This is a genomic window from Rhodococcus sp. NPDC006774, from assembly GCF_040636045.1.
Lineage (GTDB): Bacteria > Actinomycetota > Actinomycetes > Mycobacteriales > Mycobacteriaceae > Rhodococcoides.
Window position 1 is genome coordinate 211230 of the sequence record NZ_JBEYIW010000007.1, and the last position, 21760, is coordinate 232989.

At 65.1% G+C, this 21760-nt stretch carries 21 protein-coding genes and 1 tRNA gene; 8 read left to right on the forward strand and 14 right to left on the reverse strand.

Going from position 1 to position 21760, the window contains the following annotated elements; translation table 11 throughout:
• Positions 1-48: 48 nt before the first annotated feature.
• From ABZ677_RS13555 to ABZ677_RS13580, 6 genes are all read right to left on the reverse strand, one after another.
• Positions 49-1983, reverse strand: a complete 1935-nt coding sequence (locus ABZ677_RS13555; protein WP_358370273.1) for an ABC transporter ATP-binding protein — start codon at positions 1981-1983, stop codon at positions 49-51.
• Between the two features lie 8 nt (positions 1984-1991).
• Positions 1992-3722, reverse strand: coding sequence for an ABC transporter ATP-binding protein (locus ABZ677_RS13560; protein ID WP_358370065.1), 1731 nt, complete (start codon positions 3720-3722; stop codon positions 1992-1994).
• A gap of 92 nt (positions 3723-3814) precedes the next feature.
• Positions 3815-6103, reverse strand: a complete 2289-nt coding sequence (locus tag ABZ677_RS13565) for an MMPL family transporter (protein ID WP_358370068.1) — start codon at positions 6101-6103, stop codon at positions 3815-3817.
• Between the two features lie 2 nt (positions 6104-6105).
• A complete protein-coding gene (locus tag ABZ677_RS13570) occupies positions 6106-6783 on the reverse strand; it encodes a TetR family transcriptional regulator (RefSeq protein ID WP_358370071.1) in 678 nt (225 codons plus the stop codon).
• Between the two features lie 86 nt (positions 6784-6869).
• Complete coding sequence (locus tag ABZ677_RS13575; RefSeq protein ID WP_037187662.1) at positions 6870-7328, reverse strand: Rrf2 family transcriptional regulator; 459 nt, start codon at positions 7326-7328, stop codon at positions 6870-6872.
• Positions 7329-7388: 60 nt separating this feature from the next.
• Positions 7389-8024, reverse strand: a complete 636-nt coding sequence (locus ABZ677_RS13580) for a heme-binding protein (protein ID WP_358370073.1) — start codon at positions 8022-8024, stop codon at positions 7389-7391.
• A gap of 109 nt (positions 8025-8133) precedes the next feature.
• On the opposite strand from ABZ677_RS13580, the gene ABZ677_RS13585 reads away from it, so the two are divergent.
• Positions 8134-9039: a sterol desaturase family protein gene (locus ABZ677_RS13585; RefSeq protein WP_358370076.1), complete on the forward strand. Its 906-nt coding sequence runs from the start codon at positions 8134-8136 to the stop codon at positions 9037-9039.
• Here ABZ677_RS13585 and ABZ677_RS13590 read toward each other — a convergent pair.
• Positions 9020-9709 (reverse strand): YceI family protein, encoded by a 690-nt coding sequence (locus ABZ677_RS13590; RefSeq protein ID WP_037187657.1) that lies wholly within the window; start codon positions 9707-9709, stop codon positions 9020-9022. The two genes, ABZ677_RS13585 and ABZ677_RS13590, sit on opposite strands and share 20 nt — an antisense overlap.
• A gap of 120 nt (positions 9710-9829) precedes the next feature.
• Here ABZ677_RS13590 and ABZ677_RS13595 point away from each other — a divergent pair, with 120 nt between their 5' ends.
• From ABZ677_RS13595 to ABZ677_RS13605, 3 genes are read left to right on the forward strand one after another with little or no spacing between them, the layout of a single operon-like run.
• Complete coding sequence (locus ABZ677_RS13595; RefSeq protein ID WP_358370079.1) at positions 9830-10840, forward strand: PHP domain-containing protein; 1011 nt, start codon at positions 9830-9832, stop codon at positions 10838-10840.
• Complete coding sequence (locus ABZ677_RS13600) at positions 10837-11751, forward strand: alpha/beta fold hydrolase (protein WP_358370082.1); 915 nt, start codon at positions 10837-10839, stop codon at positions 11749-11751. Before ABZ677_RS13595 ends, ABZ677_RS13600 begins: the two co-directional genes overlap by 4 nt.
• A 35-nt stretch (positions 11752-11786) precedes the next feature.
• Entirely contained in the window at positions 11787-12254 is a 468-nt protein-coding gene (locus ABZ677_RS13605; RefSeq protein WP_358370084.1) for a hypothetical protein, read from the forward strand.
• A gap of 606 nt (positions 12255-12860) precedes the next feature.
• Here the strand turns inward: ABZ677_RS13605 and ABZ677_RS13610 are convergent.
• The 4 genes from ABZ677_RS13610 to ABZ677_RS13625 all read right to left on the reverse strand — a co-directional run bounded on the left by ABZ677_RS13610 (position 12861) and on the right by ABZ677_RS13625 (position 14346).
• A tRNA-Ser gene (locus ABZ677_RS13610) sits at positions 12861-12951 on the reverse strand.
• Between the two features lie 91 nt (positions 12952-13042).
• On the reverse strand, positions 13043-13240 hold the full coding sequence (locus ABZ677_RS13615) for a CsbD family protein (RefSeq protein ID WP_032395366.1): 198 nt from the start codon (positions 13238-13240) through the stop codon (positions 13043-13045).
• Between the two features lie 107 nt (positions 13241-13347).
• Positions 13348-13803: a nucleoside deaminase gene (locus ABZ677_RS13620; RefSeq protein WP_358370087.1), complete on the reverse strand. Its 456-nt coding sequence runs from the start codon at positions 13801-13803 to the stop codon at positions 13348-13350.
• 3 nt (positions 13804-13806) lie between these two features.
• Entirely contained in the window at positions 13807-14346 is a 540-nt protein-coding gene (locus ABZ677_RS13625) for a tRNA adenosine deaminase-associated protein (protein ID WP_094635770.1), read from the reverse strand.
• A gap of 81 nt (positions 14347-14427) precedes the next feature.
• Between ABZ677_RS13625 and ABZ677_RS13630 the strand changes: the two genes are divergently transcribed.
• The gene (locus ABZ677_RS13630; protein WP_358370091.1) at positions 14428-15381 is read left to right on the forward strand and encodes a prephenate dehydrogenase; all 954 of its coding nucleotides are present in this window, start codon (positions 14428-14430) and stop codon (positions 15379-15381) included.
• On the opposite strand, the gene ABZ677_RS13635 is transcribed toward ABZ677_RS13630, so the two are convergent.
• Positions 15354-15980: a putative glycolipid-binding domain-containing protein gene (locus ABZ677_RS13635; RefSeq protein ID WP_230596146.1), complete on the reverse strand. Its 627-nt coding sequence runs from the start codon at positions 15978-15980 to the stop codon at positions 15354-15356. The two genes, ABZ677_RS13630 and ABZ677_RS13635, sit on opposite strands and share 28 nt — an antisense overlap.
• Before the next feature lie 77 nt (positions 15981-16057).
• On the opposite strand from ABZ677_RS13635, the gene ABZ677_RS13640 reads away from it, so the two are divergent.
• The gene (locus ABZ677_RS13640; protein ID WP_037188837.1) at positions 16058-16399 is read left to right on the forward strand and encodes a hypothetical protein; all 342 of its coding nucleotides are present in this window, start codon (positions 16058-16060) and stop codon (positions 16397-16399) included.
• Here the strand turns inward: ABZ677_RS13640 and ABZ677_RS13645 are convergent.
• Entirely contained in the window at positions 16396-18219 is a 1824-nt protein-coding gene (locus tag ABZ677_RS13645) for an ABC transporter ATP-binding protein (protein WP_358370095.1), read from the reverse strand. The two genes, ABZ677_RS13640 and ABZ677_RS13645, sit on opposite strands and share 4 nt — an antisense overlap.
• A complete protein-coding gene (locus ABZ677_RS13650) occupies positions 18212-20005 on the reverse strand; it encodes an ABC transporter ATP-binding protein (protein ID WP_358370098.1) in 1794 nt (597 codons plus the stop codon). The genes ABZ677_RS13645 and ABZ677_RS13650 overlap by 8 nt, the downstream gene beginning before the upstream one ends.
• Positions 20006-20183: 178 nt before the next feature.
• Here ABZ677_RS13650 and dcm point away from each other — a divergent pair, with 178 nt between their 5' ends.
• On the forward strand, positions 20184-21332 hold the full coding sequence (gene dcm / locus ABZ677_RS13655) for a DNA (cytosine-5-)-methyltransferase (protein ID WP_179274696.1): 1149 nt from the start codon (positions 20184-20186) through the stop codon (positions 21330-21332).
• Positions 21329-21745, forward strand: coding sequence for a very short patch repair endonuclease (locus ABZ677_RS13660; protein WP_358370101.1), 417 nt, complete (start codon positions 21329-21331; stop codon positions 21743-21745). The genes dcm and ABZ677_RS13660 overlap by 4 nt, the downstream gene beginning before the upstream one ends.
• Positions 21746-21760: the final 15 nt, after the last annotated feature.

Here is a 21760-nt window from a genome sequence, read left to right on the forward strand (position 1 = left end):
CGTAGCCCACTACGAAGCAGGAGTGGAGCCTGCGGAACGACCGGTGACTCAGCCGTGCACCTGCGGCGGAGCCGCTCCAGCCGCATTCAAGCGGAAGTACGCACCCCTGGCCGCGAGCAGTTCCTCGTGATTGCCCTGCTCGACGATGCTGCCGTTCTCCATCACCACGATTGTGTCCGCGTCGCGGATGGTCGAAAGCCTGTGCGCGATAACGAAGCTGGTGCGATCGGTGCGCAGCTTCGCGGTGGCCTTCTGCACCAGTAGCTCGGTTCGGGTGTCGACCGAGCTCGTGGCCTCGTCGAGGATGAGGATCAGCGGCTTGGCCAGGAAGGCACGGGCGATGGTGATGAGCTGCTTCTCACCGGCGCTGACGTTGTTGCCCTCCTCGTCGATGATCGTGTCGTAGCCGTCGGGCAACGAGTGCACGAAGCGGTCGACGTAACTGACGCGCGCGGCCTCGAGGATTTCTTCCTCGCTGGCACTCGGGTCGCCGTAGGCGATGTTGTCGCGAATGGTTCCGCCGAACAGCCAGGTGTCCTGCAGCACCATTCCGGTGCGAGCGCGTAGCTCTTCGCGGGTCATCTTCCTGGTGTCGACGCCGTCGAGGGTGATTCGGCCGGAATCGATCTCGTAGAACCGCATGATGAGGTTCACCAGGGTGGTCTTGCCCGCGCCGGTCGGTCCGACGATCGCGACCAGATGGCCGGGATCGGCAACCAGCGAGAGGTTCTCGATCAGCGGACGGTCGGCCGAGTAGCCGAACGAGACGTCCTCGAATTCGACGCGTCCTCGGCGCTCGGTGGGCCGCACCGCATCGGCCGGGTCGGCGTCTTCTTCCTCGGCGTCGAGGACCTCGAAGATGCGCTCGGCCGACGCGACACCCGACTGCACCAGGTTCACCATCGAACCCACCTGGGTGAGCGGCTGCGTGAACTGACGCGAGTACTGGATGAACGCCTGCACTTCACCCAGCGTGAGCGTGCCCGACGCGACCCGCAGCCCGCCGACCACGGCGATGACCACGTAGTTGATGTTCCCGAGGAACATGATGACGGGCATGATCATGCCCGAGATGAACTGCGCCCGGAAGCTCGACTGGAACAGCTTCTCGTTGCGCTCGCCGAATTCGCGTTCCACCTCTGCCTGACGGCCGAAGGCCTTGACGATCTCGTGGCCCGTGTACGTCTCTTCGATCTGCGCGTTGAGCTTGCCGGTGTGCTTCCACTGCGCCACGAAGTGCGGCTGTGAACGTTTGGCGATGACGGCGGTGACCGCGAACGACGCCGGAATGGTCAGCACCGCAACGAGAGCGAGCAACGGCGAGATCCAGATCATGACGCCGAGGATGCCCAGCACGGTGAGAATGCCGGTGATCAACTGGCTGAGCGTCTGCTGCAGGCTCGTGGAGACGTTGTCGATGTCGTTGGTGACGCGGCTCAGTGTCTCCCCGCGAGCATGATTGTCGAAGTACTTGAGCGGCAGGCGATGCACCTTCGCTTCGACGCTGCCGCGCAGCAACAGGATTCGCCGTTGCAGCGCGATGTTGAGGATGTATCCCTGCGCCCAGGCCAGCACCGCAGAGAGCACATACAGAACCAGCACCCACAACAGCACGGTTCCCACTGCACCGAAGTCGATTCCGGCTCCGGGGGTCAGGTTCGTCCCGGACACCAGATCTGCGATGGAATCGTTCCCCTCCGCCCGGAGCTGGTCGATGGACTGATCTCTGGTCTGACCCGGATCGAGCTCGCGGCCGACGACGCCGTTGAAGATCAGGTCCGTCGCGTGTCCGAGGACGCTGGGTGCTGCGACGGTCAGCACGGTGCTGGCGATACCGAACGCCAGCATCACCGACAGGAGCATTCGCTCGGGAGCGAGCAGGCCCACCAGACGCTTGAACGAACCCTTGAAGTTGCGGGCCTTGGTTCCCGGCTTCACAGTCTTGGAGACGGGGGCGATGTCCTCCTCTTCCGCCTTCTCCACCTGCGCGGTCACAGTGCACCCACTGCGTGCTGCGAGTCGACGATCTCCGCGTAGGTGGGGCAATCGGCCATCAATTGGTCGTGGGTACCCACACCTACCGGCTTTCCGTCGTCGAGTACGAGTATCTGATCGGCGTCGATGATCGTCGAGACGCGCTGGGCGACAACGATCATGCACGCATCTCGCGTCACTGCCTTCAGAGCCGCGCGTAGATTGGCGTCGGTGGTGAGGTCCAGCGCGGAGAACGAGTCGTCGAACAGATAGATGCTGGGTTTGCGCACCAGCGCGCGAGCGATGGCGAGGCGTTGCCGCTGACCGCCGGAGACCGTCGTACCGCCCTGTGCGACGGGCGTCTCCAATCCCTCGGGCATGGCGCGAACGAAGTCGGCTCCCTGGGCGATCTCGAGTGCCTCCCACAGTTCGTCGTCGGTGGCATCGGATTTGCCGTAGCGCAGGTTGCTCGCGATGGTGCCCGAGAACAGGTACGGCTTCTGCGGGATCAGACCGATCTCGGAACGCAGCAGGTCCAGATCCAGTTCGCGGATATCGACTCCGCCGACGCGTACCTCACCGCCGGTGACGTCGATGAGTCGCGGAATCAGGTTGACGAGAGTGGACTTTCCCGAGCCGGTGCCGCCGATGATGGCGGTGATCTTGCCTGCCTCGGCTGTGAGGTTCACCCCACACAGCACCGGATATTCGGCTCCGGGGAAAGAGAATTCGGCGTTCACGAGCTCGACGGTTCCCGGCGACGACGCGAACCTCTTGGGCTCGCGGGGCAACACGACCGAGGATTCGGTGGCGAGCACCTCGCTGATGCGATCGGCGCACACCGACGCGCGGGGAACCATCATCGCGATGAACGAGGCCATCATCACCGACATGAGGATGAGCATGATGTAGCTCAGAAGTGCTGTGAGCGAGCCGATCTGCATCGTGCCCTCGTCGATCGCATGGCCGCCGAACCAGATGACGGCGACGCTGGTGACGTTGCTGATGAGCATGACCGTCGGGAACATCAGGGCCATGAGCCGTCCGACGCGCAGGGCGGTACCGGTGAGCGCGGCGTTGGCCGATCCGAAACGGTCGATCTCGAAATCCTCGCGAACGAACGCTCGCACCACGCGAATTCCGGTGATCTGCTCACGCAGAACACGATTGACGGCATCGATCCGCTTCTGCATCGAGCGGAACGCCGGCACCATCTTGATGATGATCAGGCCCATGGAGATCGCGAGCCCCGGCACCGCGATCATCAGGATCCAGGACAACCCGAGATCCTCGCGCAGCGACATCACGATGCCGCCGACGCACATGATCGGGGCCATCACCACGATGGTGAACCCCATGACGATCACCAACTGCACCTGCTGAACGTCGTTGGTGTTCCGGGTGATCAGCGACGGCGCGCCGAACTGGCCGACCTCACGGGCGGAGAACGTGCCGACGCGATGCAGGATGGCCCCACGCAGGTCGCGTCCGACACCCATGGCCGCGCGCGCACCGATGAACACCGCCGACACCGAGCTGATGATCTGCACTGCAGACACCAGCAACATCACTCCGCCTGCAGAGAGGATGTAGCCCGTGTCGCCGGTGGTGACGCCCTTGTCGATGATGTCGGCGTTGAGACTGGGCAGGAACAGTGCCGCCAGCGTGGCGACCAGTTGGAGCAGAATCAGCGCGACGATCGGCATCTTGTACGGAGCCAGATACGTGCGCAGCAGGGGGATCAGCATGATGGCCGAAGATTACTCGTACACATGGATAACAGTCTCTCCGTTTTTCGAGTGTTGCGGGCAATCTTCGGCCGACCGGCTGCAGTCGAGAACTACGCGGACTTCTCCGGTGCAGTCTTCAGTTTGGCACCTTCGATGTCGACGTCCGGCAGAACCTTGTCCAGCCACTTCGGCAGCCACCAGGCCTTGTCGCCGAGCAGCGCCATCACGGACGGAATCAGCACCATGCGCACGACGAACGCGTCGAAGAACACGGCGGCGGCGAGCGCGAATCCGATGGACTTGATGAACGAGTCCGGCTCGGCGATGAATGCGGCGAACACCGAGATCATGATGATCGCTGCCGAGGTGACCACGCGTGCGCCGTACTTGAAGCCGTTGACGACGGCATCCTTGGCGGCGGCTCCGTGGACGAACTCCTCACGCATTCGCGAGACGAGGAACACCTGGTAGTCCATCGCCAGGCCGAACACGACACCGATCAGGAAGATCGGCATGAAGCTGACGATCGGCTGCGGGTTGGAGATCAGGCCGAGTCCACCCTCTTGGAAGATGAACACCGTGGCACCGAACGTGGCCAGCACGCTGAGCAGGAAGCCGAGTGTTGCGGTCAGCGGCACCAGGATGGAACGGAACACCAGCATCAGCAGCACGAATGCCAGGCCGACGACCACTGCCAGGTACGGAATCAACGCATCCTGCAGTCGCTCGGAGACGTCCAGCTCGAGCGCCGTCTGGCCGGTGACGCCGTAGGAGACGCCGTCGCTGGCCACCACGCCCGGTTCGGCGTCACGCAGGTTCGCCACCAGGTTCTTGGTCTGCTCACTGTTCGGCGAGGACGACGGGGTGACGAGGATCTGTGCGGTGTCACCGGCCGGGTTGACGGCGATGATCTGCGCGTTCGTGACGTCCGACTGCCCGGTGATGGCCTCGACGACCTTGCCGAAAGAGGCAGTCCGATCGGCCTCGGCCACGTTCGACGCGTCGGCGATGACCAGCAGCGGTCCGTTGCGTCCCGGTCCGAAGCCGTCGTCGACGATGTCGTAGGCCTGACGCGCGGGTGTCGACGGGTCGGCCGTGGCAGTGGACGGCAGTGCCAACGACAGTCCTGTGGTCGGGCCTGCGATGACGCCGAGGAGAACGATGCCGCCGATGAGTCCGAGAGCGGGCTTCTTGACCAGGAAGCGGGCCCACCGGAGTCCGTTGGTGGGCTTGGCGTTCGGGTCTTCCGGGTCGGTGGTGTTGACGCCCTTGATCTTGCCCGCGAAGGCCTTGCCCTTGTAGAGGCCGAGCATGGCGGGCAGGAACGTCAGTGCGATGAGTACCGCGATGAACACCGCGAACCCGGCTGCCGCACCCATCTGGGACAGGAACGGGATGCCGACGACGCGCAGTGCGACGAGGGCGATGAGCACGGTCGCGCCGGCGAACACGACGGCCGAGCCTGCGGTTCCCACGGACCGCCCGACGGCCTCCTCGCGGTCGTCGGTGAGCGTCAACTCGTGTCGATAGCGGGCGAGGATGAACAGCGAGTAGTCGATGGCGACGGCCAGGCCGATCATGATGGCGAGAACCGGCGTGAACGACGACAGGTCGGCGAAGCCGGTTGCCGTGGTGATCGCCAGACTCGAGATACCGATGCCGACGATGGCGGTGATGAGCGGCAGGCTCGCGGCTGCTGCGGAGCCGAACATGATGAGCAGCACAACGGCGGCGACGGCCAGACCGACGAGCTCCGAGGTTCCGCCGGGCGAGACGTTCTCCTGCGCGACGGTACCGCCGAGCAGGACGGTCAGGCCGGCGTCACGGGCGGGCTGCGCGGCCTCGTCGAGTTCGGTGCGGATCTGGTCGGTGACGTCGGCGAGTTCGACGTTGATCGGCACGGTGACCGTGCCGACGTTGCCGTTGGGGCTCAGCGGTGACGTGGCAGCGGCGTCGGCGGCTACCTGGTCGGCCGGAGTGCCCGCCTCCGTTGCCGCTTCGGTGTACCGCTCGACGATCGACTGGTTGGCCGCGACCGGGTTGGCCAGTGCCGGAGCGCCGTCTGCAGGCTTGGCTGCGTCGATCTTCTGGATCTCGGCAATGCTGGCATCGATGGCCGAGGTGTACTGCGGGGTGTCCAGCGTCTGCCCGTCGGGTGCCTGGAACACGTATTCCGCGCTGACTGCGGTCAGCGGATCCTCTGCGGAGCCGAAGCGCTCGGACTGCAGGTCCAGTGCGGCCTGCGCGGGCGTGCCCGGGATGGAGAACGAGTTGACCGTCGGGCCGGACAGCGTCGCAGCGCCCACTCCGGCGAGAACCAGAATCGCCAGCCACAGTCCGAGGACGATGCCCTTGCGTCGGTACGCGAATCTTCCGATTCGGTAGAGATAGGTGGCCACTGTCAAGCTCCTCGGTTGGGTTCGGACGTGGGGGTGTTGGGTTCGGGAGTGGAGCCTGCGGAAAGACCCTTGGGCTCGGGCAACCCGGCTCGGAGTTGATCGAAGGCGTCCTCGATGAGGGCCCTCGGTGTCGATGCGCCGGCGGAGTCGGTGACCCAGATGTTCAGTGCTGCCGTGACGGCACCTCCGACGGCCATCTGGAGCAGGTTGGGGTAGAGGTCGGTGTCGATATCGGTGCCGGTTCGCTCGGCGATGGCTTCGCCGAGTTTGCGGGTCAGCGATTGGTGCATCTCGAGCTTGCGGGCCATCAGGGCGGGGTTTGCTTCGATCAGCCGCGCCGCCGCGAAGGTGTCGTCCAGATCCCGACCGGGGTCCGCGACGAGGTTGATTGCGATGTGCCGCAACGAGTCCCAGATGGGCTCGGTAGACGGCCTGGCGCGCAGGAGCTCGAACCATTCGAGGGCAGACACTTCGATGTGATGAAGAACTGCTTCTTCCTTGTTAAAGAAGTAGTTGTGGAACGTGCGGGTGGAGACTCCCGCTTCGTGCGCGATGGCGTCGGCGGTGACCGCGTCGAAGCCGTGTTCCTTACCCAGACGCACGGCGGCCATGCCGAGGGCGTCGCGGGTGGCGGCCTTCTTCAGATCGCGAAGGCCCGTCGGAGAGGTCACGCATACCAACCTACGGAACTTGCACGATCCTGCAAGTTTGCAGTGACGTGCAATTTTGACGATCGCGCCACACCGACCAGCAGATGTGACTCACGTCATCGGCGCGCCCATGCGGTCGGCTCGCTGATCAGCTCCCCGACGAAGTCCGGCAAGTCGTCCTCGACGATGTCCGCAAGCGACACCGATTCGAGTACCGCACGCAGATTGGCGCGTACCGCGAGCCACACTCTGGTGAGCGGCTCGGCCGGACCGGAATACTCCGCATCCTCGGGCCGCTGACCGCGCACCGACGCCAGCGGGCCCTCCACGGCCCTCATCACGTCGGCAACAGAAATGTCCGACGCCTCCCGCGCCAGCCAGTAGCCGCCGTCGGGCCCCCTTCTACTGCACACCAGATCTGCACGACGCAGATCCGAGAGCACCGATTCGAGGAACTTGTGCGGTATGCCCTGCGCGGTGGCCAGCGCCTCGGCTTTCGCGGGCTGCTGCCCACCAACAGCAGCGAGTTCGACGAGCGTCCGAACCGCATAGTCCGCCTTGGCCGTGATGTGCACGCTAAATTCCTATCATTTCGGTAGGAAATTAGCGAGCAGTTGCCGGAATACCCGGGCGCGTCAGGACCCTTCCGGTACCGCCACGACCACCTCGTTGCGTCGGAACGGCGCCAAGGTCCACGGAGGATCGTAGAACCAGGTCATCGGCTCACCCAGCATCTCGATGCCGTGTGCGCGCAGCGCTTCGGTCAACGATGCCATCTGCGGTTCGACGTCGCCCCGGCCGCGGCCACCGCTGAAACGCAGCACGGCCACCGTCTCGGCGGGAACCTCCGTCAACATCACACGGTCGTCGTCGGGCGTGGGCAGCGTGTCCATCGTCCACTCGGCCGGCATGAAGAACCGGACGACCCAGCCGTCGCTGCCGGGCGTGCTCGACACCGGCGCAGACATCGCAATCTTCTGCGAGCCTGCGGACGACTGACTGACGGGAGCGGTCATCGCGACCTTCTGCTTGCCCCCGTTTCCACCGAAGATGTATCCGGCCAGGCGACGGAAACCCTCCTGGCGGGCCTCTTCCTCGTCGGCGTCGACCGTGGTCTGCGCCGCGATGCGTGGTTCGTACCGACGGATCTCCACCGCATCGGTCAGTCGCCGGCTCGTGTGCTGCGGTTCCTCGGTACCGACACGAATCCCGACGACACCCAACACCGACGAGCCCACCTCTCCAGCCGTGGACGCGATCTTCTGCAACAAGTCCGACTCCGATCACTTGGTCGATAGGTGCGTCCTCCACGGTACGAGCCGTAGGAAAGCCGGCCAGGCAGCGTTACACTTGGCCTCTCACTGTCACGCGGGAGGTTCGATGAGCGACTGGATCGGTTCGGCGTGGAACGCTCTACCCGAACCGCTGCGCGATCCCGTGGCGTTGGCCATCCCCGCGTTCGCGCTGCTGCTGGCAATCGAGTGGATTGCGGCCGCGAAGCTCGAAGACGGTGAACGCGGTAGCTACTCCGCCCGGGATGCGCGCTCCAGCCTGAGCATGGGCCTGGTGTCCATCGCGACCACCACGGCCTGGAAGGCGCTGGCCCTCGTCGGCTACACGGCCATCTATGTCTACGTCGCGCCGTGGCATCTCCCGGCCGACGCCTGGTACACGTGGGTGATCCTGATCCTGGGCGTGGACCTGCTGTTCTACGGCTATCACCGCATCGCGCATCGAACCCGACTGATCTGGGCGACGCATCAGGCCCATCATTCGAGCGAGTACTTCAACTTCGCGGCGGCGCTACGACAGAAGTGGAACAACAGCGGCGAGGTCATCATGTGGCTACCGCTCCCCCTGCTGGGCATGCCGCCGTGGATGGTGTTCGTCGGCTTCTCCATCAACCTCGTCTACCAATTCTGGGTCCACACCGAACGCATCGACCGGTTGCCGCGTCCGTTCGAGTTCGTCTTCAACACGCCCTCGCATCATCGCGTCCATCACGGTCGCGATCCGCAGTATCTCGACAAGAACTACGGCGGCATCCTCATCATCTGGGACCGCTTGTTCGGCACCTACGCCGAGGAGGTCGAGCGGCCGAACTACGGCCTCACCAAGCCCGTCGACACGTTCAACATCTGGACCCTCCAAACACACGAATACCGCAACATCGCGCGGGATGTTGCGGCATCGCGGTCATGGAAGGAACGCGTCGGGTATCTCGTCGGACCGCCGGGATGGACGCCCGGGGCCGCGAGAGAACGCGCTACTGCTGACTCAGATTGATCAGGAAGTCGACGGTTCCCGATCCCTCCACGGTGACGAAGCCGAGCGACGGCGGTTCGATTCCGTAATCGGCCCACGTGGTCGGAATTGCGCCCGACGCGATGAGCGTGTCACCGGACTGCAGTACCTCCATCTGCACCGAGACCGGACGCGTCTGATCCTTGAGCGTCAATGTGCCCTCGGCAGTGACGGTTTCGGTGGTGCCGTCCTTGGGCAGCGAGGACAGGTCGATCGGCGAGTCGATGTTGAACGTCGCCGTCGGGTACGTGGCGGTGTCGAAGATGTTGCCGCGGAACTGGCTGTCACGACGATCACTGTCGGTACTGATCGAGTTGGTCATGACGACCACCTGGCCCTCGGTGAGGGTGTCGTCGGCGATGACGACGTTGCCCGCGACCTCGGTCGTCGACCCGACGACCGTGACATCGGATCCGTTGAGCACCTCGTCGACGGTGTAGCCCGCAGCGGTCGCGTTGGCAGCGTCACCTGCGGTGACGATCCACCGCCCGTCGATGCTCTCGGTACTGGCGGCCTGCGCGCCCGAGGTGGACACCGATGCTGCCGGTGCGTCGTCTCCTTGCAGCGATGCATAGATCTTGGGGCCGAAGTACAGCCCGAGCGCCGCCACGACGACGACAACTACTCCTACGATCCACCATTTCTTGGTCATGACTGCCGATGATAGTTGCAGCTTCAAGCCTATGGGTAGTGAGCGACCTGGTAACTCCCTGAGAGTTTTGTCCGTTTACCCCGTGAACACGTGTCGGTATCGCCAGGCACAATGGAACCCATGGATCCGGTGGACGCACTTCGAGAGATCGGGTATTGGCTCGAACGCTCACGCTCGGACACCCATCGAGTCAAGGCCTACCGCCGGGCCGCCGATGTCGTCGAATCCCTCACTCCCGCACAACGATCCGAGCACGAGAAGGCAGACAGCTGGTCCTCGCTCGCCGGCATCGGGGCCAAGACCTCGCTGATCATTCGCCAGGCTCTGACCCAGGACGTCCCGGACTATCTCCGCGAGCAACGTGACGCGGCAGAACCCATCGGCGACAACGAACTTCGCGGCGCACTGAAGGGCGATCTGCACACCCATTCCAACTGGTCCGACGGCGGCAGCCCCATCGAGGAGATGATGCGCACCGCCGCGCGGCTCGGCCACGAATACTGCGCTCTCACCGATCATTCCCCTCGCCTCAAGGTCGCCAACGGCCTCACCGCCGAGCGCCTGCGAGCACAGCTCGACGTCATCGCCGAGCTCAACGAGCGGCTCGCACCGTTCCGCATCCTCACCGGAATCGAAGTCGACATTCTCGACGACGGATCACTCGACCAGGACGAAGGTCTGCTCGCCGAGCTGGACGTGGTGGTGGCGAGCGTGCACTCCAATCTGCGCGCCGACTCCAAGACCATGACCAAACGCATGGTCACCGCCATCGCCAACCCGCACGTCGACGTCCTCGGTCACTGCACCGGACGGCTCGTCGAAGGCGGCCGCGGCACCAGGCCCGAATCGACGTTCGACGCTCCCGTGGTGTTCGAGGGCTGCCGCCAGTTCGGCACAGCAGTGGAGATCAACGCCAGGCCCGAGCGTCAGGATCCCCCCGAGCGACTGATCGACATCGCCCTCGAACGCGACTGTCTGTTCTCCATCGACACCGACGCGCATGCACCCGGGCAGCTCGACTGGCAGGGCTACGGCTGCATCCGCGCCGAAGCGCGTGGCGTCCCCACCGAGCGTGTGATCAACACCTGGCCGCTCGCCGAACTGCTCGAGTGGACGGCGCAGCGCGCGTGAATCGTCGTCATTTCCTCTCCGGCCTGCTCGCGGTGACTCTGGTCGGCTGCAGCTCCGCCGACACCGACTCCTCACCGAGTACCGCCGAGACGTATTCGGCTGCGCTGCAACCGGTATCGGCCCCAGCCGGTGATCCCATCAGACTGAAGTACGGATACGACTCGGACAACATCGGCGATCTGTACCTACCCGAGAACACCGCCAGTTCGCTCCCGGTGGTGGTGATGATTCACGGCGGCGGGTGGCAGGAGGACCTCGACCTGTCGTACTTCCAACAGATGTCGAAGGCCATCGCAGATCAAGGCATCGCCGTGTGGAACGTCGAGTACCGGCGCGGCCCGAACAACTGGGCCAACACCCTCTCCGACGTCGACGACGCCACCGAGGCACTGGCAACCGTCGTGCAGGGTGCGGCGGACGGGCGACTCGACCTCGATCGCGTCCACGTCGCCGGACATTCCGCCGGTGGACAGCTGGCCGCATGGGTTGCCGCTCGACACCTGATGCCGGTCGATGCGCCCGGAGCGGAACCGAAGATCAAGCCCCGCAGCGCCACCATCATGGCCGGCGTTTTCGACATGAAACGAGCGGCCGACATCGGCGGCGACAAGTTCGTCCCTGCCTTCCTCGGCGGCATGCCCAACGAAGTACCCGGACGCTACAAGATCGCCTCCCCCATCGAATATCTCCCGCTCGACGTCCCACTGACCGCGCTGCACGGTGATGCCGACCAAACCGTCTCGGTGAACCAGAGCCGCGTCTACGTCGATGCCGCGAACAAGGCAGGCAGCACCGACACCGAGCTCGTCGTGCTGCCGGGAGCCGGGCACGGCGCGTTCCTCGACCCTAAGAACAGGGCCTGGTCGACGGCTCTGAGCACCATCACCGGACGTGCGCAGACACTGCTCTGACGTCGGTGATTTCGCCGGGGTGGTACACAGTGGCGATGAACGGAAAAATCGCGACCGGATTGCTCGGGCTGATCGTGGCCGTCTCGATTGCCGGATGTAGCAGCGACCCGTCGAGCGAGGAAGCGTCGACCACTTCCGCCGCAGCCACGACGACGTCTGCGGCTTCCACGACAGTGCCCGCCAGCACCACGGTCGATTCGCCCGCTCCGGCTCCTGCCCCTGCTCCTGCTGCCGAGGCACCGGAGGCACCGCCCGCCGCCGAGCCCGCGGCCCCGAGCGACGCGACCTCCGGCGTCACCGGTGAAGCGCTCTACCAGCAGACCTGCACGCAGTTCATGACGTCGATCGATGCACTGGAGCAGACCGGAATCTCCGATCGCGCCACGTCGGTCGAGGGTCTGCGCAACGAAATGACCACCGCACCCAGCTGGAACGACGTCCCGCCCAGCGATCAGAACGAAATTCTGCGGGGACTCGACGCCGCGGGTGCGGGACAGTGCTGAGGGTCTGAGTCGCTGGGGTCCCCGGTGATCCCCCGCCGTGATCCCGCCCCGTGATCCCGCAAACGCGCGCGCATTTGCCAGGTGCGCGCGAAATAGACCCCGAACCGGTAGCAAATCCGCGCGCGTACAACGAATGCGCGCGCGTTTGCGACAGACTCAGCCGCAGAGGACCGAACCCCAGCACCCGCGAACCAGCACCCGCGAACTCCTGAGTGCGCCCACGTCCGCCCCGTAATCCCGCCCCCGTAATCCCGCAAACGCGCGCGCATTTGCCAAGTGCGCGCGAAATAGACCCCGAACCGGTAGCAAATCCGCGCGCGTACAACGAATGCGCGCGCGTTTGCGACAGACCTCGCCCCAGAGGACCGAACCCCAGCACCCGCGAACTCCTGAGTGCGCCCACGTCCGCCCCGTAATCCCGCCCCCGTAATCCCGCAAACGCGCGCGCATTTGCCAAGTGCGCGCGAAATAGACCCCGAATCGGTAGCAAATCCGCGCGCGTACGACGAATGCGCGCGCGTTTGCGACGGCACCCAACCTGCCGGCCCCACCCCAGACCGCGCACACAAAAAAACTCCCCACCCGACGGATCGGGTGGGGAGTTCTTGGCGGTGGCGGAGGGATTTGAACCCTCGGACGGGGATTACCCGTCACACGCTTTCGAGGCGTGCTCCTTAGGCCGCTCGGACACGCCACCGCAGAAGACTGTACCGGAATGACGGCCTGAGGCTAAATCGCCTGCTCAGCACGCGAATCCATCGGTCATTCCGCAGGCTCCACTCCGGCGACTAGTTGCCGGTGAGCTTGTCCTTGATGTTCGAGGCTGCGTCCTTGACCTTCTCGACGCCGTCTTTGACTGCTGCCGAGGTCTGGTCGCCCTTGCCCTCTGCTTCGAGGTCCTTGTCTCCGGTGGCCGAACCAGCGGCTTCCTTTGCCTTGCCGCCGAGGTCTTCGGTCTTGTTCGAGATCTTGTCGCCGATTCCCATAGTGCTCTCCTTCGCAGAGGTTGGAGCGCGTCGTCGCACCCCTGCTCTCCACACTCCTGAAAACCGACGGACCCGGCCACCTCGCCCCTCACCTCGAGACGGGATCGTTATCTCTGACGAGCGAAGAATCGCGTCAGCATTTCGGCGCACTCGGCTTCCAACACACCACCGCGAACCTGTGGCCTGTGGGTGAGTCGACGGTCTCGCACGACGTCCCACAGCGAGCCGACGGCTCCGGTTTTGGGTTCCCACGCTCCGAACACCACCGCTCCGACGCGGGCCAGCACGAGCGCCCCAGCGCACATCGTGCAGGGTTCCAACGTCACGGCCAGGGTGCAGCCTTCGAGTCGCCAGCCGTCACCGTGGACAGCCGCTGCTCGACGCAACGCGATCACTTCCGCGTGTCCGGTGGGGTCGCCCGACGCCTCCCGCGCATTGCAGGCCCGGGATATCTCACGTCCCGAGGCGTCGAACACGACGGCTCCGACGGGGACGTCGGCATCCGATGCCTCGGCCGCAGCCGACAGGGCTGCTCGGATCATGTCCGCGGCGGACACCGGCATCGATTACCGCCGCAGCTTGTTCACCGCTGCGGCGAACTCGTCCTCGAAGCCCAGGCGTTCGGCGATGGACTGCAACTGTTCGTCGGGGTAGTCGTCGGTCTCGGCGACGATGATGCCGAGGACGGCTTCGGGTAGTCCGAGGTCCGCCAGCAGGGCGAGGTCGCCTTCCTCGTAGGGCTCGATGTCGTCGAGTTCATCGGGGTCGACGTCGGGAATCTCGATGTTCAGCGCATCGAGAACGTCCGCGGCGATTTCGTAGTCCACTGCGGCAACCGCGTCGGACAGCAGCAGTCGGGTGCCGTTCGGTGCGGGACGCAGGATGACGAAGAATTCCTCGTCCACATCGAGCAGTCCGAACACAGCTCCCGAGCTGCGAAGTTCACGCAGTTCGGTCTCTGCCGCCGACAGACTGGTCAGTGCGTCGTCGGACAGCGGCGTGACGGTCCACTTGCCTTCCTCTCGGACAACTGCAACGCCGAATCCCTCGAGGTCGTCGTATTCCGGTGCGGATGCGCGGTTGTTGTTCGCGCGCTGTGCGGCCATGCGCGCAACGGTAGTCCGGTTGGGGCCGGTATTCGAAGTCCACCTCCTGTCGACGTCACCCACCTGTGCCAATCTGATCGGGTGACTTCTTCCTCGGTGTGCGTTCTGGGTCTCGGACTGATCGGCGGGTCGATCCTGCGGGCTGCACACGACGCGGGGCGTCCGGTGTGGGGATGGAACCGATCGGCCGACGCGATCGCCGGTGCTGTCGCCGACGGTTACGACGTCGGTACCGACCTGGAAGCCGCGCTGAGCAGGGCCGCAGCGCAGGACGCGTTGATCGTCATCGCCGTTCCGATGCCTGCCGTGGACTCGGTTCTGGCGGCAATCGCCGAGCACGCGCCCGCTGCTCCGATCACCGATGTCGTCAGCGTCAAAGCCGAGGTCGCCGCAGCCGTGGCCACTCGCGGACTGCAGGCGCGCTACGTCGGTGGGCATCCGATGGCCGGCACCAACCAGTCGGGGTGGTCGGCCACCGATCCGACGCTCTTCACCGACGCGGTGTGGGTGGTGGCCACGGACCCGGGAGTCGACGCCGATGTGTGGGTGCGGGTGGCCCGGCTCGCCCTCGACTGCGGTTCGGTGGTGGTACCGGCCGAGAGCGTCGAGCACGATCGCGCGGTCGCCAGAATCTCGCACCTACCGCACCTGCTGGCCGAGGCGCTGGCAATGGTGGGGGCGGCAGGCGGACCGCTGGCGTTGGGCCTGGCTGCGGGCTCGTTTCGCGACGGGACGCGGGTGGCGTCGTCATCGCCGAATCTCGTCCGCGCGATGACCGAGGGCAACGCGGCCGCCCTGCGCACCGCGCTCGACGAGGCGCTGGATGCACTCACCGCAGCGCGCGAGGAACTGGACGAGGGCTCGACGAAAACGCTGGTCGACGCCGGCAACAGCGCGCGCCTGCAGTACGAGCAGCATCGACGCTTCGAGATCACCGACATCACCCCGGGCGAACCGGGCTGGCGGGAAGGCCTACAGAACGCGGGTCGACGCGGTGGCGTCGTGCGTCAGATCCGCTCGGCCAGTCCCGGGTAGTCGACAACGAAGCCGTCGGCATCGACCGTGACGGACGAGGTCGACACCGGTGAGATGACGTGGATGCCCTCGGAACCGCTGCTGTACGTCAGCGTCGCCTCTTGAATGCTGAGGTCGAGCACGTTCACGTAGACCGTCGGCACCTCGAGGTCCTGGACCTGGGTGTGCAGACCGAATCGACGGATCGGCAGAGTGTTGAAGAAGGGGCTGAGCACCATGTCGACGTCGAGTGCGCCGCTGTAGGTGGAGCGCTGATGGCTGGTGCTGTTCTCGACCATCCAGTAGCCCTCGTCGTCGCGGCTGACGGACGCCTGCCGGTCACCCGACGCGAGCGAGGTGCGCACCGAGAGCCGCTTGGTGACGCCGTATTCGTCGGTCACCAGGTCGTAGGACGCACTGAAGGCGGGGTGATCGCTGCACGCGGCACCGATGATGCGTCCGGCAGCCTTGATGCGGTTGCCCGAGAGCTGGACCCGCACCGATTCCATACGGGGAACGTCGTGCGCTCGCCACGTGAGGATCGAGGGCCAGGTTTTCGCGTCTGCGGAGCCGGTCGCGGGGATGGAGACATGCTCTGCACCCGATGCTTGAGTGATCACGCACCTACGGTAGGCGACGAGGCCCCCAGAAGATCAAGCGGACGTGCCTTTTCTCGCAGTTCATTAAGGTTGTGCCCGTGACGACAGAGAACACCGGCGGCGGGCAGTTCGATTTCGCGCACTCCGAACAGGCCGCGAAGAGTCGACAGGACAAGGCGACCGCTCTGGCGCGTTACGTGTGGGATCGCGGCATCACCGGTGCCGAGCTCCTCGACCTCACCGACGCCGTCCGCCGAAAGCTGGCCCGCGCCGCCGACCTACACCCACCGAGCACGATGGAGACGTGGACCATCGTGGCCGAGTTGCTCGACCGTAAATCCGCATGGGCGGCCGAACACCCGGGCCACGACGGCGCGACGCCCCAGCACTCGGACGAGAAGATCATGTGGGTCAAGCCGCCGATCACTCCCTGGACTTAGACCAGCGAGTCCTCCCACGCCTCGTGCAGGTGCGCGAAGCGTCCATCTCCCGCGATGAGGTCCTCGGGGGTTCCGTCCTCGACGATGTTTCCGTCGGCCATGACGAGTACCCGATCGGCGATCGCCACCGTCGACAGGCGGTGCGCGATGATCAGCGCAGTTCGCCCCTGCAGGATCGTCTCGAGTGCGCGCTGCACCAGTCGCTCGCTCGGGATGTCCAGGCTCGATGTTGCCTCGTCCAGCACGATCACCGACGGCGCGGCCAGGAACACCCGCGCGAAGGCCACCAATTGCCTTTGGCCCGAAGACAATCGACCTCCGCGCTTGCGCACGTCGGTGTCGATTCCCTCCGGTAGCGACGCGATGAACTCCGTCAGTCCGACGGCGTCGGCCGCTGCCCGCACCTCCGCATCGGTCGCGGTGGGGCGTCCGAGCCGGATGTTGTCTGCCACCGAACCGGAGAACAGGAACGACTCCTGTGTCACCATCACGACGTTGCGACGCAGGTCCTCGTCGCCGATATCCCGCATGTCGACGCCGTCGAGCCGCACGGCTCCGGCCGTCGGATCGTAGAAGCGCGCCAACAGCTTTGCCAGTGTCGACTTGCCTGCTCCGGTGGCTCCGACCATCGCGACCACCTGTCCGGCGGGTACGTGCAGCGAGAATTCCGGCAGAACGACGCGTTCGGGGCCGTAGGCGAAGTGCACGTCGTCGAATGTGATGTCGCCCTTCGCGGTTCCGATCTCCACCGGGTTCTTCGGTGCCGTCACCGACGGCTCCTCTTCGAGGACACCGGAGATCTTCTCCAGGGCAGCGGCTGCGGACTGGTAGGCGTTGAACACCATCGCCAGCTCGTCCAGCGGCCCGTAGAACCGGCGCAGATACAGCACGTAGGCCGCGAGCACACCGATGTCCATGTGGCCGTTGATCACTCGCCAGCTACCGAACACCAGGATGATCGCGAGCGTGACGTTGCCGATCCAGCGCACGATGCCGGTGTAGCTCGCCATACCGCGCAGCGCCGCGGTGGTGGCGTCGCGATACTCCGAGTCCTCGGTACTGAGAATGGCGTCGTTGCGGCCCTCGCGTCGGAACACCTGCACCGCGCGGATGCCGCCCATCGACTCCACGAAATGGACCACCACGCGCGCGATCGCCACCCGTGTTCGACGGTATCCCTGGCGTTGTCGCCGCTGTGACCAGCGGGTGACGAGGACCAGCGGAACGAAGCCGGCCAGCACGATCATCGCCATCGGAACGTCGAGGTACACCAGGATGATCGCGATCGACACCATCGACAGGATCGCCGTCAAGGCATCGTTGAGCGCACTCTCGAGCAGTGTCTGCAGAGATTCGACATCGCTGGTCAGTCGCGAGATGAGCCGTCCCGAGGTGTACTTCTCGTGGAACGACAGACTCAGTTTCTGGGCATGGTCGAACACCCGTCCGCGCAGGTCGTACAGGATGTTCTGGCTCAGCCGACCGGAGACGGTGAGAAACGCGTAGGTGGTGAGCATCCCGAGCAGACCGAAGCCGGTGTAGCCGCCGACCGCCCACAGCAGCGGGCCCCAATCACCCTGTCCCGCAGCACCGACGCCGTTGTCCAGCGCATAGGCGATGAACAGCGGACCGGCAACGTAGGTGATGTTGTCGACCAGAATGATCAGGAAGGACAGCAGGGCCTGCTTCTTGTACGGGCGCACCAACGAGACGAGCAACCGGCGAGAACGCCCGGCCAGCACCAGGTTTCCGGTTGCGTCGACCTCGGATTCCTCGCCGCCGACGCCGCGCCAATCCGCAGCTGCAGTTTGATCAGCCATGAATCGACCCCATCACCTCGCGGTACCGCGGCGACGACGCCAGCAGTCCCTCGTGTGTTCCCTGCTCCACAATTCTTCCGTTCTCGAGATACAGCACGCGGTCGGCCAACGCAGCGGTCGACGGCCGGTGCGCCACCAGCACTGTCGTCGAATGCGCCAACACACGCCGCAATTCCTTCTGCACTTTGGCTTCGGTGTCCACGTCGAGCGCGGACAGTGGGTCGTCGAGCACCAGTACCCGCGGCTTGCCCAGCACCGCCCGCGCCAGTGCGAGCCGCTGCCGCTGCCCACCGGACAGACTCATGCCCTGCTCACCGATGCGAGTGTCCAGACCCCACGGCAACTGCTCGACGAAATCCGTTGCGTGCGCGATCTCCAACGCCTCGGCAATCTCGGCATCGGACGCGCCGGGCGAACCGAGCGCGATGTTCTCGCGCGCACTGGCCGAGAACAACACCGGATCCTCGAACGCCACCGTGACGATCGAGCGCAGATCGGCCAACCGCATCGAGGCCACGTCTATTCCGTCGATGGTGATGGACCCCTCGGTGGCGTCGAACAGTCGAGGCACGAGGTTCGTCAGTGCAGTCTTTCCGCTACCGGTGTTGCCGACCAGCGCGACGGTCTCACCCGGCTCGACGACGAAGCTGACGTCGGTGAGAAGCGGCGAGGACGCGTCGGGAAAGGTGAATCCGACGCGATCGAATTGCACTCGGCCACGGATTCTTTCGGGCAATTCGACGGGATTGTCCGGATCGGTGACGGTTTCGGGAGTGTCCATGATCTCCCAGTACCGATCCGCAGCCGTGCGCGCATTGTTCAGCTCGGCCAGCAGATACCCGAACGATTCGATCGGCCACAGCAGGAAGGTGACGATGGCGATGGCCGCGACGAGCGTGCCGACCGTCATGGTGCCCTGCACGATCGAGTACGTGCCCACCGCCAGGATCGCACCGATGGTGATCGGCTGCAGTCCGACGATCACCGCCCAGATGATCGCCAGGTAGCGCACCTTCTTCAGTTCGGTGCCACGCAACGTGCGCGCCTGACGAAGAAACTGCTTGCCCAAGTGGGCACTTCGACCGAATGCCTTGAGGACGCGAATACCCTGGATGGACTCTTCGACCGTCGTCGTGACGTCGCCTGCCTGATCCTGAGCGTCACGGGCCACGACGCGATACAGCGTCTCGAACTTGGTGCAGGCGATCACCAGCGGTACCGACGTCACCAGCATGATCAGCCCCAACTGCCAGGACTGCACCAGCAATACGCCGATACCGACGACGAGTGTGACGGCGTTGATGATGATGAACGGGCCGATGAAGGCCATGAACCGCCGCAGCGAGCCGAGGTCCGCGATGGCGCGCGAGAGCAGCTGACCCGATTCCCAGCTTTCGTGAGCCGAGACCGACAACCGCTGCAACTTGTCGAATACCGTTGCCCGCGCTGAGATCTCGAATTGGCTCGACGGGCGGGAGACCAGGTAGCGGCGAACCCAGATACCGAGTGCGTCGATGGTGCCGAGCAACAGGACGAACGCCACGGGCCACCAGACTGCCGAGAAATTGCGGTCGGTGATGGGGCCGTCGATGACGCGTTGCATCACCAGCGGAATCACCAGACCGGTCATGGTGGCGATCAGCGAGACCACGATCGAGGCGATGTAGAACCACTTGTACGGCAGCAGAAACGGCGCGAAACGACGCAGTGAGCTCGGTGGCTTCGCGGTGTCCGGGTACGGCTGATCCAGGGTTCGGGTTTCGGGATCGAGCACACCCGTAGACACAGTTCTTCTCCTTATTGCTGTGCTCGAATGATTTCATTGCACAGGCTCAGTTTCCAACCGATTTTTCGGCCCTCGCATTCCAGTGTGAAACCTCGAGCAAGGTCGAGGTCAAGTGAACCGACTCTCGAGTAACGTAGGACCGTCGGGCGAGGGAAGGGCACACGTGAGCGCACGGTCGATGGTCGGGTTGTTCGCGGGGATCGGCGGGCTCGAGCTGGGGTTGGCCGACGCGGGGTGGACGACGCAGTTGCTGTGCGAGATCGATCCCGGAGCCGGGGCCGTCCTTCGAGCGCGCATGCCCGAGACACCTCTGCACACGGACGTGACCACTCTTCGAAGCCTGCCCGCCGACACCGAACTGGTCGCGGCCGGTTTCCCGTGTCAGGACCTCTCCCAGGCCGGACGCACCGCGGGCATCACCGGTGCCCGTTCCGGTTTGGTGGACGAGGTGTTTCGGCTGGTCTCCCGTCGACGCGGTCCGCGATGGCTGCTGATGGAGAACGTGCCGTTCATGCTGCAGCTCGGCCGCGGGGCAGCCATGCGCCACATCACCGACGCGCTCGAGGACCTCGGCTACATGTGGGCCTACCGCGTCGTCGACGCCCGCGCGTTCGGTTTGCCGCAGCGTCGACAGCGGGTGGTGATGCTGGCCTCGCGCACCGACGATCCACGGGAGGTGCTGTTCTCGCAGGACGCAGGACCGCTGCCCGACGGCGACCCCACCACCCAGCCGTGCGGCTTCTACTGGACCGAGGGCATTCGCGGGCTGGGCTGGGCGGTCAACGCCGTCCCGACGCTCAAGGGCGGATCCTCGCTCGGTATCGCCAGTCCCCCGGCGGTTCGCCTGCCGTCGGGAGAGATCGTCACGCCCGGCATCATCGGGGCCGAGCGTCTGCAGGGGTTCGATCCCGACTGGACGCTGCCCGCCGTCCAGCAGCCCGGTGTGCGCAGCGGACATCGCTGGAAGCTCGTCGGCAACGCCGTCAGTGTGCGCATGGCGTCATGGGCAGCGAGCGCACTCGACGATCCCCAGCCGTACGACGCGTCGAACGATCAAGCTCTGCTGCCTGGTCAGGCCTGGCCGACCGCAGCGTGGGGACGCGATCGCACCAGCTACCGGGTCGACGTGACGACCATGCCGGTGCACGAGCCCTACGAAGACCTGATCGATTTCCTCGACGACTCGAAGCTGCTCTCCGCGCGAGCGACCGCCGGATTCCTCAAGCGGGCACGAGCAGGCAATCTCCGTTTCGTCGACGGCTTTCTCGACGACCTCGACGCACACCTCGAGCGCATGGGCGGATACGTCGATCGAGTTCCGGTGTGAGCGCGGACCGACCCGCCACCGACGCCAAGACCAGTGCCCGGCTGAGCAAGCAGAAACGCCGTGACACCAAGCCCGAGGTGGCGCTGCGGCGAGCACTGCACCGTCGAGGTCTGCGGTATTTCGTCGATCGCGCTCCGCTGAAGGGCATGCGGCGTCGAGCAGATCTGGTGTTCCCCAGGCGCAAGGTCGCGGTCTACGTCGACGGCTGCTTCTGGCACAGCTGTCCGATTCACGCCACCAAGCCCCGCAACAACGCGCAATGGTGGGCCGACAAACTGGCCGCCAACGTCGCCCGCGATCGCGACACGGACAGACGATTGATCGACGAGGGCTGGCGCGTGGTGCGAATCTGGGAACACGAGGATCCCACCGTCGCCGCCGACCGAGTGGTCGACGAACTTTCAGGAGCCTGAAACCATCTCGAGCCC